The sequence below is a fragment of the Paenibacillus soyae genome (assembly GCF_024623455.1).
In the GTDB taxonomy this organism is placed as follows: Bacteria; Bacillota; Bacilli; order Paenibacillales; family Paenibacillaceae; genus Pristimantibacillus; species Pristimantibacillus soyae.
The window spans coordinates 275,680-289,336 of the sequence record NZ_JANIPJ010000005.1 but is presented as its reverse complement, the minus strand read 5'-3'; the positions used below and the strand labels follow the sequence as shown (position 1 = coordinate 289,336).

Here is a 13,657-nt window from a genome sequence, read left to right as displayed (position 1 = left end):
ATTTTCAACAGAAAAATCATACCCAATCCCCCGTTTCCCGTCAAGGTAACGAACGGTTCATAACGATTCGTTCCGGATGGGTGTAGACGGTCATTTTGCTCCCCCGGATAAAGCCCGCGCACGTGATGCCGAGATCCTCCGCGAGCCGCAGCGCGAGATCGGTCGGCGCGGATTTGCTGAGCAGGAGCCCGCAGCCCATCTTGGCCGCCTTCAGCACGACCTCCGACGACAGCCTGCCGCTGAACACGATCGTTTTGTCCGAAGCGCTCTCTCCTCTCAGCAGGCGATAGCCGAACAGCTTATCCAGCGCGTTATGCCTCCCGATATCCGTCATAACGGCGAGCAAATCCTCTCCCTCCGCAAGCGCGGCATTGTGAACGCCTCCCGTCAGATGGAAGTCCGCCGATATCGCCTGCAGCCGCTCCATCAGCCTCAAGCATGTGTCCGCTTCCGTCTGCGCTCTGCTCATGATCGTCCGGGCCGTCAGCATGTCGTTGTGAAAATAAAACTGCCGGCTCTTCCCGCAGCAGCTCCCGATCACCCGCTTCGCCACCTTGTCGCGGCTCATGGACGGGCTTCCGGCCAGCCTCGCATACGCGTAACCCCTGTCCTCGTCCAACTCGAGCGACGCCACTTGCCCCGCTTCCCGGATGATGCCCTCGGAGGCCAGGAAGCCGTATACCAGCTCGCGCAGATGGGACGGCGAGCAGACGATCGTCGCGAACTCTTCCCCGTCCAGCTGAATGGTCAAAGCAAATTCCTTCGCGATCGTTTCTTCGCTTGTCTCCATCCGGATCTCTCCCGAATGGTACCGCCCGGCGCGCCAAGATGTCAGATTGCCGCTTTCCATTCGCGCTCCTCCTCTCAATCCGGGGGATTCATATCCCATTCCGCATCCGCCTCGGCTAAAGCTATTTCATGACGTGAATCTTTCGCCGCGTAAAAAATATCCGCCCGTTCCACGATAACCGCGGCGTTATATTCGGGAATCCCCGCGCTCGGCTCATAGACGCCCCGCTCGAACAGCACGTTGCCCTCGGGCCAGAACAGCTCGACGTTGCCTTGCGCCACGGGCGCCAGCTTCGCCCGGCCGTGGAACACGCCGTTGCGATTCCGAACGACAACGGCATCGCCGTCGCGAAGCCCCAGGCGTCCCGCATCCTCTTCACTCAGCAGCACGTCGAAGCGGTCCGCCCCGTTAAAGCTGTCTCGCTCGCCATATATCATGGAGTTGAACTGCTTGCCTCGGCGAGTGGTCGCGTACATCCGCCCTTCCGTCCTCCGAACGTCAGGCAGCGGAATCGGCAGCAGCCGTCCCTTTCCATCCGGCGTTGGACACTCTCCATCCTCGCACAGCCAAGCCCCTCCCCATTGGAACACGTCGCCCCGCTTGCCGAGCCGCTGGATGCCCTCATAATAAGGAGCGGCGGCCGCGATTTCCTGACGTATGGCATCAGCGCTGCCGAAGCGCGTCGTTACGGCTTTTAAACCGAACTTCCCATCATCGGACCGTTCGACGCGCTCGCCGTTTCTCCCGGGCCCTCCGGTGATCCGCTCCGCCAGCTCGCCGAAAATATCCCACTCCGGGCGCGCCTCCCCGACTCGGGGACCCGCAATCTCGGGCGAATAATACACCATCCGCTCCGTCGAGGTCGACGTCCCCCCGCCCGGCTGCTCGTACCGCGTCATCGCGGGCAATACAATGACCTCCTCCGCGGCGTCGGCTAGCATCGAAGAGTTCAGTATAATATCCTGATGCACGCGAAGCTCTACCGCCTCCAGGCATCTCCTCACATGCTCGGGATCCGGCATCGTCTCGAGGAAATTGCCGCCCGACGTGTAGAACAGCCGGAGCTTGCGCTCCTGGCCATCCGGCAGCAGCGCGTTCTGCAGGGAGACGCCCACGATATCGCCCTGCCATTCCGGCAGCCGGAAGCCCCATAGCTTCTCGATCCTCGCGCGATCGGCCACGCTTGCGAACTCCCCGCCCGGCAGGCTGAACGGGTCGGCTCCCATCTCGCCCGAGCCTTGCACGCCGCTATGGCCGCGGATCGGCATGAGCCCGCAGTGCTCCCGCCCAAGGAAGCCTCGCAGCAACGCTAGATTCGCCACCTGCGAAATATTGTCCGTCCCGAACCGATGCTGCGTGAGCCCCATGCTCCAGACGAAAACGCCGGAACGGGCGGCGGCGAGCAGCCTCGCCAGCTCCTCCATGCGCGCTTGGCTAATCCCCGAGGAACGCTCCAGCTCCGCCCACTCCAGCCGCTCGACATGCTCGCGAAGCTCTTCGAACCCGGTCGTATGCGCGGAGACGAACGCATGGTCAATAGCCGAGCCGGCGCGTTCCCTCTCCATCCCGAACCAGCACTTCATGATGCCGTGCATAAACGCGATGTCGCCGCCGATGTTAACCGGATGGAAATCGTCCGCGAGCTTCGTTCCGAATAAAGCGGACTCCGGAATCGAAGGAATCCAGTAGCCGTCCATCGCCGGCTCGCGGTAAGGGTTGATGACGATGATCCGCGTACCCTTGCGCTTCGCCGCGTACATGTATTTGGTCGAGACCGGCTGGTTGTTCGCGGCCACGCTCCCCCAGAACACCAGCACGTCGGTGCCGATCCAGTCCTTGTAGCTGCAGGTGGAGGCGCCCACGCCGATCGATCGCTTCAGCGCCGTCTTGGAAGGCGAGTGGCAGATGCGCGACGCGTTGTCGATATTGTTCGTCCCGATCTGCCGGGCCGCCTTGGCCGCGGCATAATACGTTTCGTTCGTGATCCCCCTGCCCGTCAAATAAAACGCGATGCCCTTCGGGTCGACCGCCGAGGCCTTGGCGGCGATACGCGTCATCGCGTCATCCCAGTTCAATCTTGAGAACCTTGTCTCGCCCTTCCTGCGAATCATTGGATACGGAATCCGCCCCAGCTCCCGAAGCTCGGCGCTGCTCAGCAGGCGCAGCTCCTTCAAATCAGCGAACAATACGTCGTCGGGAATAGCGGACATCGTGTTAAGCCGAAGCACGTTCAGTCGCGTCGTGCAAAGATGCGGGCCTTCGAGCGTCTGATCGCGCAAGCCGGAGACGCCGAGGGCGCAGCCGTCGCACACGCCTTGAGTCAAAATGCGATAAGCGTAAGGCAGGTTGTTCCGGTTGTCCCATACCGTTTTGAAGGTGTCTCTTATATGATGCGGCTTCACCAGCCCAAGCCCGAACGGGCGCTTGCTTACCCATAGGTCGGGCTCCCATCGTTTCGGCAGCTTCAATCTTCCGGTATGCTCGCTCTTCCCCATGCCCTTCCCCTCCATCCTTCGCTCCTATGCCAAAAAGACCGCCAAAGCGATGATCCTTCAGTAGTCTGCACTCCAAAGCCCATGCCCGCGGTCCGTTCATTTCCAGTTGTATCCTGCGCTCAGTTTATCAAGAAACCGATTTCATTACAATCGCCTTTGCGCCAAAAAAAATAGGATGCAAGGCTCGACGCCCACGCACCCTGTGTTGATTTTATAGCGGAAGCAGCTCGACGGCCGCTTGCTTGCCGCTCAGCTGAATGCCCGTCTTCTTCTTCCCGCTTCCCTTCAGATCGCCGGTCAGCCGCTCCAGAAGCGCCTTCGCGGCTTGCCCTTCCTTGCCGGAAATTTTCACGACGAGGAGGACGCCGTTGCCCCCTGCCAGAAGCTTCTCCGCCTGCCGGCACTTGGTGTCGTAATCATGCTCCTCGATCGTTGCGGTCAGCCGGATCTCTTTCACCTTAACCTGCCCGCTCGACTGCCTGTCCGCCTTGCCGGCCTGATCCTTCTCCCGCTTCGCCGCGCCTCTCGCGACAAGCCGGCATGGCGGCGGGCTGCTCATGAGCGAGTCGCACACGAGGTCCGCCTTCAGCTCCTTCGCCGTCGCGAGTGCTTTCTCCCGGGACACGACGCCTATGCGCTCTCCGTCCAGCCCCGTCAGCAGCACCTCGGACGCCTTGATCGCTTCGTTCATGATGAGTTTGGATGCCATTGATGGATTCTCCTTAAAAGGGCTGTCTCCTCCCCCGATCAGGAGGAGAGAACAGCTCTATCTTCAATTATTTACGCAAATCTCCCGATTGGCCTTCAAGCATCTCAACGTTTAGCTTGTAAGAATAACAGGCGCGACCGTAATCGTCCGAGTTCCTTGTCCCAAGGATACCAGACCGCCTTGCGTCACCTTCAGAAGCTCGAAGGTCATTTCATATTCTCCAGCTTCCGGGAAAATGATATAGAACGCAGCCGGGTTTGAATCCTTTTCCGTAAGCTCGGATAGCCTATAGTTTCCTTCGCTTGCGGCTAAAATATATTTGTCATCCGTCGGCGCGAGATCCTCTTCACCCTCACGGAACACCCTAACTTCTTCAGCCGTAGCCCCGTTCCTTTTAATCGTTACTCCAACCTTCACTTCCGTGTCCAAGCTGATGCCGGTAGTTTCAAAGCCATAAGAAACGAAGTGATTGCTGCCTGCATCGGCATCCGCCCTAAAGTCGTCGCTGTACTCAACGGCAACCGTCGGGCTTGGAGCCGGCGGAGGCGTGTAGCTGCTGACAGGCGGGTTATTCTTCGCTTCTTCCGCGGCTAGCTTCTGTTTGCGCTCGGCCTCGCGCTTTTTCATTTCTTGCTTCGCCTGCTCAGACTGGCTCAAGAAACGCTCTCTTTGCATGGCGGTTAATTGAGCCAATAGCTTTTCTAATGCCTGCTTGTTCTTCTCATCCAGAAGCCGCTGATTCGTCTTGTTTAACTCCTCCATACTCGATCGGATCTGCTCGATTAAGCTGACGTTATTTTGCTCAAGCTTTTCATTCTTCTCTTTCTCTTTGTTTTTCCGTTCTTCCGCCAACTGACGCTGCTTCTCTTCCAGCGCCTTTTTCTTCTGCTGCCCGGCGGGATCTACTCCGACGGTTGGATCTAGGGGCGGCACCTCTCGGCTCAGGTCATACTTTCGATCCGTGCCCGTGATGCTTTGATTCACTTCATTGATGAATTTTAACGCCTCTTCCTTCGTCAGCAGGCCTTGACTAACCGCATCCTTTAATAGACCTGGAAGCGAGTTAAGCACGTTTTGCTTATACTTCTCTAATTCGGCTTGCGTTTTGACATCGAGCATACCCTCGAGTATCAGCTGACCGCCGGCTAATTGCTCCTGCAGCTTACCCGCCTGCTCTTCATTTTCTTTGTCGATCTGCTGTTTGTTTATCAATATTTTTTTGATCACTTCCGGGTCGGCCTGCAGAATCAATTCGTTAAGGTCGACGTAATCGACCAACGGGTCGCCCGGCTCGCCGCTAGAATCAAGACTGATTTGCTGGGCCGGATAAACCGTATGAACATCGTTGTTGGTTTGGCCCTTCGGCTTTACGGTCACGACCCCCGAGAATACGGACTGGTTAAATATGCCCGTTATTGGATTGATGGACTGTACGAAATGCGTGCCTCGTACGGAGTTGATCGTCTCGCCGGCCTTCACCTCGAATCGATCCTTCGAATCGCTCAAGTTCGTCACGTCGTAGAACGCGTTACCGGTTATAAGCTCCAGCTTCGTCACCCTGGCGTCATCCGATTCGTGCAAATTCATGACATCCATAACCGAATGCTCGCCGATGGTGATAAAGTCCCCCGTATCCTCCGCATGCAGGACGGCACTGGAGAAATCCCCCGTCTCGATGCGGTCCCCCGGTCCAAGCTTCATGCCGGCGTAAGCATCCAGCTTCAAGAAGCCGCCTTGCGTAACCGTGACTACTCCTGTCAGCGAATCAATGGTAAGCGTCCTCTCGGCAGCAGGAGCTGCTGACACCATTTCCGCATTTGGGCCGCCAGCTTCGCGCACGACGATCAGCTTATCAGCCTCCAGCCATCGCACGTTCTGTCCCTCCGCTTCAGCTATGGACCGCAGCGGCACCCGGCCTGCCCCATCGGACTCTCCAGCCGAGATCTCATTGCCCAGCAGCTTGCCAAGCTCATCTGCTGAAATCCATGTTGTTCCTTTCTCGATGCGCAAGCCCGCTTCTTCCGCTCCAATCAGCTTGCCGTTCCAGTCGAGTTGAACAGCCGAGTCGGCACGGAAGCCTACAGGAAGACGATAGCTCTCCCATTCACGCAGAGAGTCGTTGCCTGCATCCGCGATCAGCAGCCCGCCCGAAGCAAGCTCCGTTACATCGGCTGGCGCTTGGAAGAACGCCTCGCTCTCGATGCCGTCTTGATTGCCGCCGCCCCCGTTCGATGCCCCGGCAAGCGTCGACACCTCTCCGTCTTTCAGCAGGCGAATCGCATTGTTGCCCGTATCGGCGATCACGAGTCCAAGCTCATCCGACCATTCCAGTCCGCGCGGAGAGTTGAATGCTGCCTCGTCAGCCTTGCCGTCCGTATAACCCGGCTTAGCATACAGCGCCTCCTCTAAATCCGCTTCCTCCGGAGTCAATCCAGCTGCGGTGGTTACTTGTTTCTTCTCAAAATCGATATAACGAATGGCGTTATTGCCCGAGTCGCTGACATAGAGATTTCCCTTATCATCAATCGCCAGCCCGGACGGCTCGTTAAATTCCGCTTCGCCGAAGCCGCCGTTCGCATAACCGCCCGCCATGACCGAAACCCCGTCCTGCCATAGCGCCGCTCTCTCCGGAACGGAGCCGATGGTCGTCACCTTGCCCGTCACGCCAATCCGCCGAATGACATGATTGAGCGTATCCGCTACATACAGAATCCCGCTCCTCGTAACGGCAACGTCCGTCGGGTAATAGAATCTCGCTTCTTCCGCGGAGCCGTCGGCATAGCCAAGCTCCGGCGAACCGGCAACGGTGGTCACCTTTCCGTCTGCGCCGATGCGGCGTATCGCATGATTCCCCGCATCGGCCACATAGACATTGCCCGCGCGGTCGACCGCAAGCCCTGCCGGGTCATGGAAAAAAGCCGTTCCTCCATCGCCGTCCCGCCAGGCGCCTTGCGGCAGGCCGTTCTCGGACTTCTCGAAGTCCAACGACGCGCCTGCCAAAATCGTCGTTTCCCCGTTGCGGATTCGCTTAATCACATGGTTGTCCGTATCCGATACGATAAGCGTTCCGTCGCTTAATGCGACCGCGCCCTGAGGAGACCTCAGTCCCTCTTCCGATCCCGCGAACGTCCTCACTTCGCCCATGAGGCGCTCCTTCGTCTTGGCCGGAGCTTGCGCAGACGAAGCCCCCGCGCTTAGCCCTCCGCAAGCCACAACGCCAATTAAAGCAAGCATGCCGATTTTTTTAAAAGGAAACAACCGAACCTCCCCTTCCCTCCTAAACTATGAGGACATTTTACCATAATCATGCATTAGTAATAGGCTAAGAAGCAAAAAAAGCCTAGGAACCGGCCGGGATTCCTAAGGCTTGTAACACTATAATCTCCTCGCAATCAAATCTTCGAAATCGATATGAGAGAGCGATTCGGCGTGGATATAACCCGCCTCCGGATCGAACGGCAGCAGGCGCGTCAGCTCGTTCGGCACGACGATGCAGCCCATGCCGGCCGCCGCCGCCGCTCTCGCGCCGTTCGGCGAATCCTCAATGGCGACCGCTTCCTCCGGCTTGACTCCGAGCGCGTCCAGCGCCTGCAGGTAAAGCTCCGGGTCGGGCTTCACGTTCTTGACATCGTCCGACGTCTTGATCGTCTCGAAATAGTGTCCGATCCCGAGCAGCTCCAGATGCGTGTGGATCCAATTCCGATCGGAGCTGGAGGCGAGGCCGATCCGAAGTCCCGCCGACCGGGCGCTATCTAAATAATGAATAATGCCTTCCCGGACGGCCTGCTTGCTCAGCAGCTCCATATGGTCTCGGTGAATGCGGGCCTTGAACGCTTCCTTGTCGATCGGAAGCCCCTTCTCCGTGATTAAGTAATCGTAAGGGTTAAAGGTACCGTTATGCGTCCCCACGCACTCCGCATACAGCTCAAGCGGAAGCTCCACGCCGTGCTCCCTGTACGCGTCCCGGAATACGTAATACCATGGCGTCTCCGTGTCGAGAATGGTCCCGTCGAAGTCAAAAATAATGGCCTTGATCACTGATCATCGCTCCTTTCGTTTCGCACTCCCGTTAGTTATGTTGACAAAACCGTAGCACGTTGGAAAAGGAGTCGTCAAGCTGGAGCTAGTTTCTTTCCGATGCATATGTAATCGCAAGCTGATGAACAAAGAAACCCGGCCTCCCCATTGAGGCCGGTTCCTTACACGGTTATGGAGTCAAGACGCGCTGCCCGCTCCCGGAGCAGCCGCCGGCTGGACTAACGCAGCCGTCTTTTTGCCCGTCAGGCGGAACGAAGCGACCGCCGTTAGCGCCGCAAGGGCAACGCCGACAGCTCCCAGCCAGCTGACCGAGGAAAGCGACGCGCTCTCCACGATGACGCCGCCGACGCCGGCTCCCGCCGCCATGCCGATCTGCAGCACGGACGAGTTAAGGCTGAGCATAATGCCCGACGCTCCCGGCGTCAGCGTCATGAGGTAATATTGCTGCGTCGGCCCGGAGGACCAAGCGGCGAACGCCCATAGCATCAGGATCGGGAGCACGAGAATGGCAGACTGCGCGAACAGCGTAAGCAGCAGCAGGGCGATGCCATGCAGCGCCATTCCGCCAAGCAGCGTCCGCTTAACGCCCCACTTGTCGGTTCCGAAGCCTCCAAGCTTGGAGCCGATCAAGCTGGCGATGCCGAAGGCGAACAGTCCCCCGCTGACCCATTGCTCGCTAAGTCCGGATATGGTAAGGAGGAACGGCGAGATATACGTATACGCGACCGAATAGCCCGCAATCCATAGAAACGTAACGGCCAGGCTGACGGCGATTCGAGGCTGTCTGAGCAGCGCCAGCTGCTCGCGAATCGGGACGGGCGGCTCGCCCTCGCTGCCCGGAATGAGCCGGTAGATCGCCGCCATGCCGATCAAGCCGAGAATACCGATCCCGGCGAAGTTCATCGTCCAATCGAACGCGGACGCCACCACCCGGCCGATCGGGACGCCTACGATCAGCGCGAAGCTGAAGCCCATGACCAGCGTCGCGATGGCGCTCGCCTGCTTGCCCGGCGCAGCCAGCTTCGCGGCGACCGTAAGCGACACCACGATGAAGACGCCCGTGCCAAGCGCCATGACGATCCGGGCTCCGAGGAGCGACAAGAAGTCCGATGCCAGAACGGCGACCAAGTTGCCGGCCACGAAGACGCCAAGCGAAGCCAGCAGCAATTTCTTGCGGTCCATCTTGGCGGTCAGCGCCATAATGATCGGCGTCCCGAACGCGAACGCGATCGAGAAGGCGGTGATCAGTTGCCCCGCTGCCGCCACCGTCACGCCAATGTCCGAAGCGACCTTATCCAAGATGCCCGCAATAAGAAACTCCGATGTCCCGACCAAAAAACTGACGACCGCGAGCATATAAATTTTCCACGAATCTTTCATACGATAGGCCACCTCTTCCTTTACAAATTTTCTATATTTCTAAAAATATCGAAATATAGATTAAAAAAAACTACGCTAACAAATACGGCGCATACTTCTCCGCCATGTCGCGGTCCACGCTGTAATAGAGATACGTTCCGTCCTTGCGCACCTTCAGCAGGCCGCATTCGGTCAGCTGCTTGAGATGATGGGACAGCGTCGATCCCGCGACGGATTCCAGCTTGCCTCCGATATCCGAACAGCACAGGTTATGTTCCTGGATGAGCAGCTTCGCAATGGCGAACCGGGTTGGCTCGCCAAGCGCTTTGTACACCTTGACGGCTTGCTGATGCTCTTCGTTGTTCGTGCTCATGACGGCTTCCCCTCCCTATTTCTATGTTTGTCGAAATAAGAATATCACATCCGTATTCCGCTGTAAACTCCCCCTCGCAGAAAAAAGCCCGAGGCATGCTTGCTCGCATGCTCCGGGCCGTTTCCGGATGAGACTTCCGTCTTAATGGCCGCCCGAGTATTCTCCGTCCATCTGGGAAGGATCCAGCTTGCTTCTTCCCATGAACAAGGAGACAAGCAGCGCTAACGCAGCCGGGATGATGGCCAGCGCGAACGTGAACGTAATCGACGAGGACAAAGCCGTCGTAATAATATCCAGAACCTCCGCCGGGAACGTCTCACGGGTCTCCGGCTTCAGCAGCTCGCGCGGATCGCCGAAGGACATGTCGCCTCCGCCCTGCATGCCGCTGGCGGCGAACGCGTCCGTCATTTTGCCCGTGAAGCTGTTGCTCTGCAGAATGCCGAACACGGTAATGCCGACGGTCATGCCGAGCGAGCGGATGAAGTTCAGCGTGGAGCTCGCCGTCCCGCGCTGGCGGGGACCGATACCGTGAATGGCGGCGTTGCTAAGCACCGAGAACGACGCGCCGATGCCAAGGCCGATCAGGATCATGTAGATCGTCACGATGAAGCGGCTGGAATCCGTTCCGAGCGTCGTGACGAGAATCGTGCCTCCGACTAGAAGCACTAAGGTCGGCACCATGATATTCCGATATGGAAGCTTCGTCATCAGGAAGCCGCCCATCGTCGCGGTGACGACGGAGCCGACCATCATCGGCAGCAGCACCAATCCGGAATTCGTTGCCGTTCCGCCAAGCACGCCTTGAATGAAGATCGGAATGTAGACGGAAGCCACGATAAATGCGGCGCCGCTGAAGAACGCGGTCAGAATGCTCGTCGTGTATACCCGGTTTTTGAACAGGCCGTACGTAATAATCGGTTCCTTCGCCTTCGTCTCCACGAAGAGGAAGATTGCGAGCAGCACCGCGCAGGATGCGAACAGTCCGATGATTTGCCAGGAGTCCCACGCATACGTTTTGCCGCCTAGCTCAAGCGCGAACATCAAGCTGACGACCGAGCCGATAAGCGTGACGGCGCCGAACCAATCGATCGGCTGCTTGGAATGCTCCATGGATTCTTTGTAGAAAAACGCGATCATGCAGAGCGCCACGATGCCGAGCGGCAGGTTAATGTAGAACACCCACTCCCAAGCGATGTGATCCGTAATGTAGGCGCCGAGCAGAGGGCCGAAGATGCTCGACATGCCGAACACGGCGCCGAATAGACCGCCAAGCTTGCCGCGCTGCTGGATTGGCACCGCGTCGAACATGATGGTGAACGAGGTCGGGATCATCGCGCCCGCGCCAATGCCCTGCAGCGCGCGGAACAGCGCCAGCTCCGTGATGTTCGAAGCGGTTCCGCACAGCGCCGAGCCGATCATGAACACGATGAGGCCGAATACGAAAAAGCGCTTCCGCCCGTACATGTCGGACAGCTTGCCGAAGATCGGCATGCCCGCCATCTCCGCCACCATGTAAGCGGAAGTGACCCAGACGAATTTGTCGAAGCCGCCAAGCTCTCCGACGATGTTGCCCATGGCTGTCGCAACGATGGTATTATCCATCGAGGCCATTAGAATCGCGAGCAGGAGACCTGCGATGACGATTCCAATCTTATTTTTTTGCTGTGCTACTGACAATGTGAACGCAACCTTTCTTAGTTAAAAATATGGATTAAATCCGGAGCTCCGCGTCTACCTTGCTCTTCGCGTGCTTCTCCAGCGTGCCTCTGTACTCCACCCTGCCGATATCGCAGCCCGGTCCCAGCTTAACGGAGGTTCCTCGCACCACTTGCGCGCGGGTATGCTCCAGATAGACGCGGTCTCCTTCGATCAGCTCCGCCGCCATGCCGCCGAGCTTGCCCGGCTGGAACAAGCCTTTGAGCATCATGCCCCTGCTTCTTCGGATCGATACCTGCTCCCCAACGACCTCCTTCGCGATCGAAGGGCCGTATAAGCGTATCGCGACTTCATCCGCGTTGACCATCGACTTGGCCGTTAATCCGCCCCGCAGGTCGATGCGGTCTGCCTCCACGGCGCCGCCGGCATCCAAATGGCCCGATATGCGCAGCGTCCCCGCCCGCAAATGACCGGCCACATGAAGCTCGCCAAGTCCGCGGATGCTGCCGCCGCGCAGCGAACTATGCACTTCGGCATTGCCGGTAAGCGTCATGTCCGAGAACGCAAGGCTCCCTTTGACGCGGACGGTTCCCGTTATGCTAAGCTTGTCGCAATCGACGTCTCCCACGAATGTGGCGTCTCCCGTAATCCGCAATCGTCCGAACTCGCCGCCCGCCGTCTCGGATTCTCCGACCAGTCTCAAATGACGCGTCAGTTCAGCAGCCATTCGTCTTCTCCTCCTTCAGCACCTCGGCGCTCGGATGCACGTGAAGCGCGTCGCGGTATTCGACCAGACCGATCTTGCAGCCCCTTCCAATCGTAACCCGGCTTCCCCGCACGATATCCGCATGCGTATATTCCAGCATGATTTCATCGCCTTCGATCAGGCACCCGTCAAGTCTCGGCTTACTCAGCGGCATCGCCCATTCCCACAGCCAGCTCCACTTGCTCCCGCTCAGCAGCCGGACCTTGACTTGCTCCGCGCCGATCTCTCCGATGCTGCTCGCCTTATGCGTCAAACCAAGCGCCAAGCTTCCCGCGTTCAGCAGGCCGGATACTTTCATCACGCCGCGAGCATCGATCGACTCGGCTTCCACGCTTCCTCCGGCGGACAAAATGCCATTCAAGTTCAGCTTCTCCGCTGAAATCGCGCCGCCGATCTTGGCAATGCCGTCCATTCGGACGGAACCCGCCGTTAGTCCGCCTTCCGCCGTCAACTTCCCGTCCATGTGAAGCTCCGGCGTAACGATTCGACCTTCTACATTCAGAACGCCGTTCGTTCGAAAGCCCTTCGCCGCGCTAATATCGCCGAATATGCGGCCGACGCCATCAACCTGAACGGTACCGTAACGGCCTCCCGCGGCCCGGATCACGCCGCTCATTCTCATATTCGGCAAAGCTTGCTTATACGCGGTCTTCGAATCTCCAAGAATCGCATTATGCATCCCCGTCACGCTCCTCTACGCCAGCTTTCCTGTCAGCTGCTCGATCAGTCCCGTCATCGCTACCCTCGCTGTCACTTTCACTTCCTCGTCGAACCGGATCTCGGCATTCGCCGAAATCAAACCAAAAGAAAGGGCACCGGAACGGCTCATGACGATCAGGTCGCACGCCTGATCCTTACAGCCCGGATAATGCTCTCGAAGCAGGGCAAGCAGCCTCTCCGCGTCCTTCAATCCGACCTTGCCCGTTCGCAGCAGCGTATCCGCCGCATAGAAGTACAGGAGCTCCCCGAACGCGTACACCCGCTCGTCTCCGCCCGGAACGATCCAGCGTTGGACAACGGAATTCGATAGAATCCCGCGTCTAATAAGCTGCTTCTTGGACAGCTCGACGTCGTTCATAGGTCCGGCCAGCTTATCCGCCAATTCGTCCAGCGACAGATCGTCTTTCATGTTCAATATTTTGTGAATTCGCGACAAGATCAGCTCCCGCGGGAAAAACGTTTCCTGTCCCGTGAAGGCGGACTTCCGGATAAACCACTCCTCGGGTATGAGCTGCTTCCGCTTCCACCGGTACAGCTGTCCGTAGGAGATGCCGGTCGCATCCAGAAGCTCTTTCTTCGAAATGAGCTTTGCATCCATCAATCGGCCTCCTTCCGCTGAACGTATCGTAACATAACATTGTTACGCGGTTCATCGGTCCCGAGGCTGAGGCGGGATGAATCGGTAACCTGAGCTGGGGGTGGTTGCGGGGACCCGCAAGAATGATGGTTGCCGCGAGCGTATTGACGATGA

11 protein-coding genes are annotated in these 13,657 nt (G+C 58.2%); all 11 read right to left on the bottom strand.

Annotated features, from left to right (window positions below; genetic code table 11):
• Window positions 1-40: 40 nt before the first annotated feature.
• The 11 genes from fdhD to NQZ67_RS09815 all read right to left on the bottom strand — a co-directional run bounded on the left by fdhD (window position 41) and on the right by NQZ67_RS09815 (window position 13,504).
• Window positions 41-850 (bottom strand): formate dehydrogenase accessory sulfurtransferase FdhD, encoded by an 810-nt coding sequence (gene fdhD, locus NQZ67_RS09865; RefSeq protein WP_257445018.1) that lies wholly within the window; start codon window positions 848-850, stop codon window positions 41-43.
• A gap of 14 nt (window positions 851-864) precedes the next feature.
• Complete coding sequence (locus NQZ67_RS09860) at window positions 865-3,285, bottom strand: FdhF/YdeP family oxidoreductase (protein WP_257445017.1); 2,421 nt, start codon at window positions 3,283-3,285, stop codon at window positions 865-867.
• A gap of 211 nt (window positions 3,286-3,496) precedes the next feature.
• Window positions 3,497-3,994: a translation initiation factor IF-3 gene (infC, locus tag NQZ67_RS09855; RefSeq protein ID WP_257445016.1), complete on the bottom strand. Its 498-nt coding sequence runs from the start codon at window positions 3,992-3,994 to the stop codon at window positions 3,497-3,499.
• 111 nt (window positions 3,995-4,105) lie between these two features.
• A complete protein-coding gene (locus NQZ67_RS09850; protein ID WP_257445015.1) occupies window positions 4,106-7,252 on the bottom strand; it encodes an NHL domain-containing protein in 3,147 nt (1,048 codons plus the stop codon).
• Between the two features lie 117 nt (window positions 7,253-7,369).
• On the bottom strand, window positions 7,370-8,032 hold the full coding sequence (locus tag NQZ67_RS09845) for an HAD family hydrolase (RefSeq protein WP_257445014.1): 663 nt from the start codon (window positions 8,030-8,032) through the stop codon (window positions 7,370-7,372).
• A gap of 177 nt (window positions 8,033-8,209) precedes the next feature.
• Window positions 8,210-9,412, bottom strand: coding sequence for an MFS transporter (locus NQZ67_RS09840; protein ID WP_257445013.1), 1,203 nt, complete (start codon window positions 9,410-9,412; stop codon window positions 8,210-8,212).
• Between the two features lie 70 nt (window positions 9,413-9,482).
• The gene (locus NQZ67_RS09835; RefSeq protein ID WP_257445012.1) at window positions 9,483-9,764 is read right to left on the bottom strand and encodes an ArsR/SmtB family transcription factor; all 282 of its coding nucleotides are present in this window, start codon (window positions 9,762-9,764) and stop codon (window positions 9,483-9,485) included.
• A gap of 141 nt (window positions 9,765-9,905) precedes the next feature.
• The gene (locus tag NQZ67_RS09830; RefSeq protein WP_371825285.1) at window positions 9,906-11,375 is read right to left on the bottom strand and encodes an MDR family MFS transporter; all 1,470 of its coding nucleotides are present in this window, start codon (window positions 11,373-11,375) and stop codon (window positions 9,906-9,908) included.
• A gap of 100 nt (window positions 11,376-11,475) precedes the next feature.
• Window positions 11,476-12,147: a hypothetical protein gene (locus NQZ67_RS09825; protein WP_257445010.1), complete on the bottom strand. Its 672-nt coding sequence runs from the start codon at window positions 12,145-12,147 to the stop codon at window positions 11,476-11,478.
• Entirely contained in the window at window positions 12,137-12,865 is a 729-nt protein-coding gene (locus tag NQZ67_RS09820) for a hypothetical protein (protein WP_257445009.1), read from the bottom strand. The genes NQZ67_RS09825 and NQZ67_RS09820 overlap by 11 nt, the downstream gene beginning before the upstream one ends.
• A 15-nt stretch (window positions 12,866-12,880) precedes the next feature.
• A complete protein-coding gene (locus NQZ67_RS09815; protein WP_257445008.1) occupies window positions 12,881-13,504 on the bottom strand; it encodes a YhbD family protein in 624 nt (207 codons plus the stop codon).
• Between the last annotated feature and the right edge of the window lie 153 nt (window positions 13,505-13,657).

Excerpts from the sequence above, each read along its gene's own strand:
- fdhD (WP_257445018.1), bottom strand. The coding sequence starts at position 850 with ATGGAAAGCGGCAATCTGACATCTTGGCGCGCCGGGCGGTACCATTCG.
- NQZ67_RS09860 (WP_257445017.1), bottom strand. The coding sequence starts at position 3,285 with ATGGGGAAGAGCGAGCATACCGGAAGATTGAAGCTGCCGAAACGATGG.
- infC (WP_257445016.1), bottom strand. The coding sequence starts at position 3,994 with ATGGCATCCAAACTCATCATGAACGAAGCGATCAAGGCGTCCGAGGTG.
- NQZ67_RS09840 (WP_257445013.1), bottom strand. The coding sequence starts at position 9,412 with ATGAAAGATTCGTGGAAAATTTATATGCTCGCGGTCGTCAGTTTTTTG.
- NQZ67_RS09835 (WP_257445012.1), bottom strand. The coding sequence starts at position 9,764 with ATGAGCACGAACAACGAAGAGCATCAGCAAGCCGTCAAGGTGTACAAA.
- NQZ67_RS09830 (WP_371825285.1), bottom strand. The coding sequence starts at position 11,375 with ATGGCCTCGATGGATAATACCATCGTTGCGACAGCCATGGGCAACATC.
- NQZ67_RS09825 (WP_257445010.1), bottom strand. The coding sequence starts at position 12,147 with ATGGCTGCTGAACTGACGCGTCATTTGAGACTGGTCGGAGAATCCGAG.
- NQZ67_RS09820 (WP_257445009.1), bottom strand. The coding sequence starts at position 12,865 with ATGCATAATGCGATTCTTGGAGATTCGAAGACCGCGTATAAGCAAGCT.
- NQZ67_RS09815 (WP_257445008.1), bottom strand. The coding sequence starts at position 13,504 with ATGGATGCAAAGCTCATTTCGAAGAAAGAGCTTCTGGATGCGACCGGC.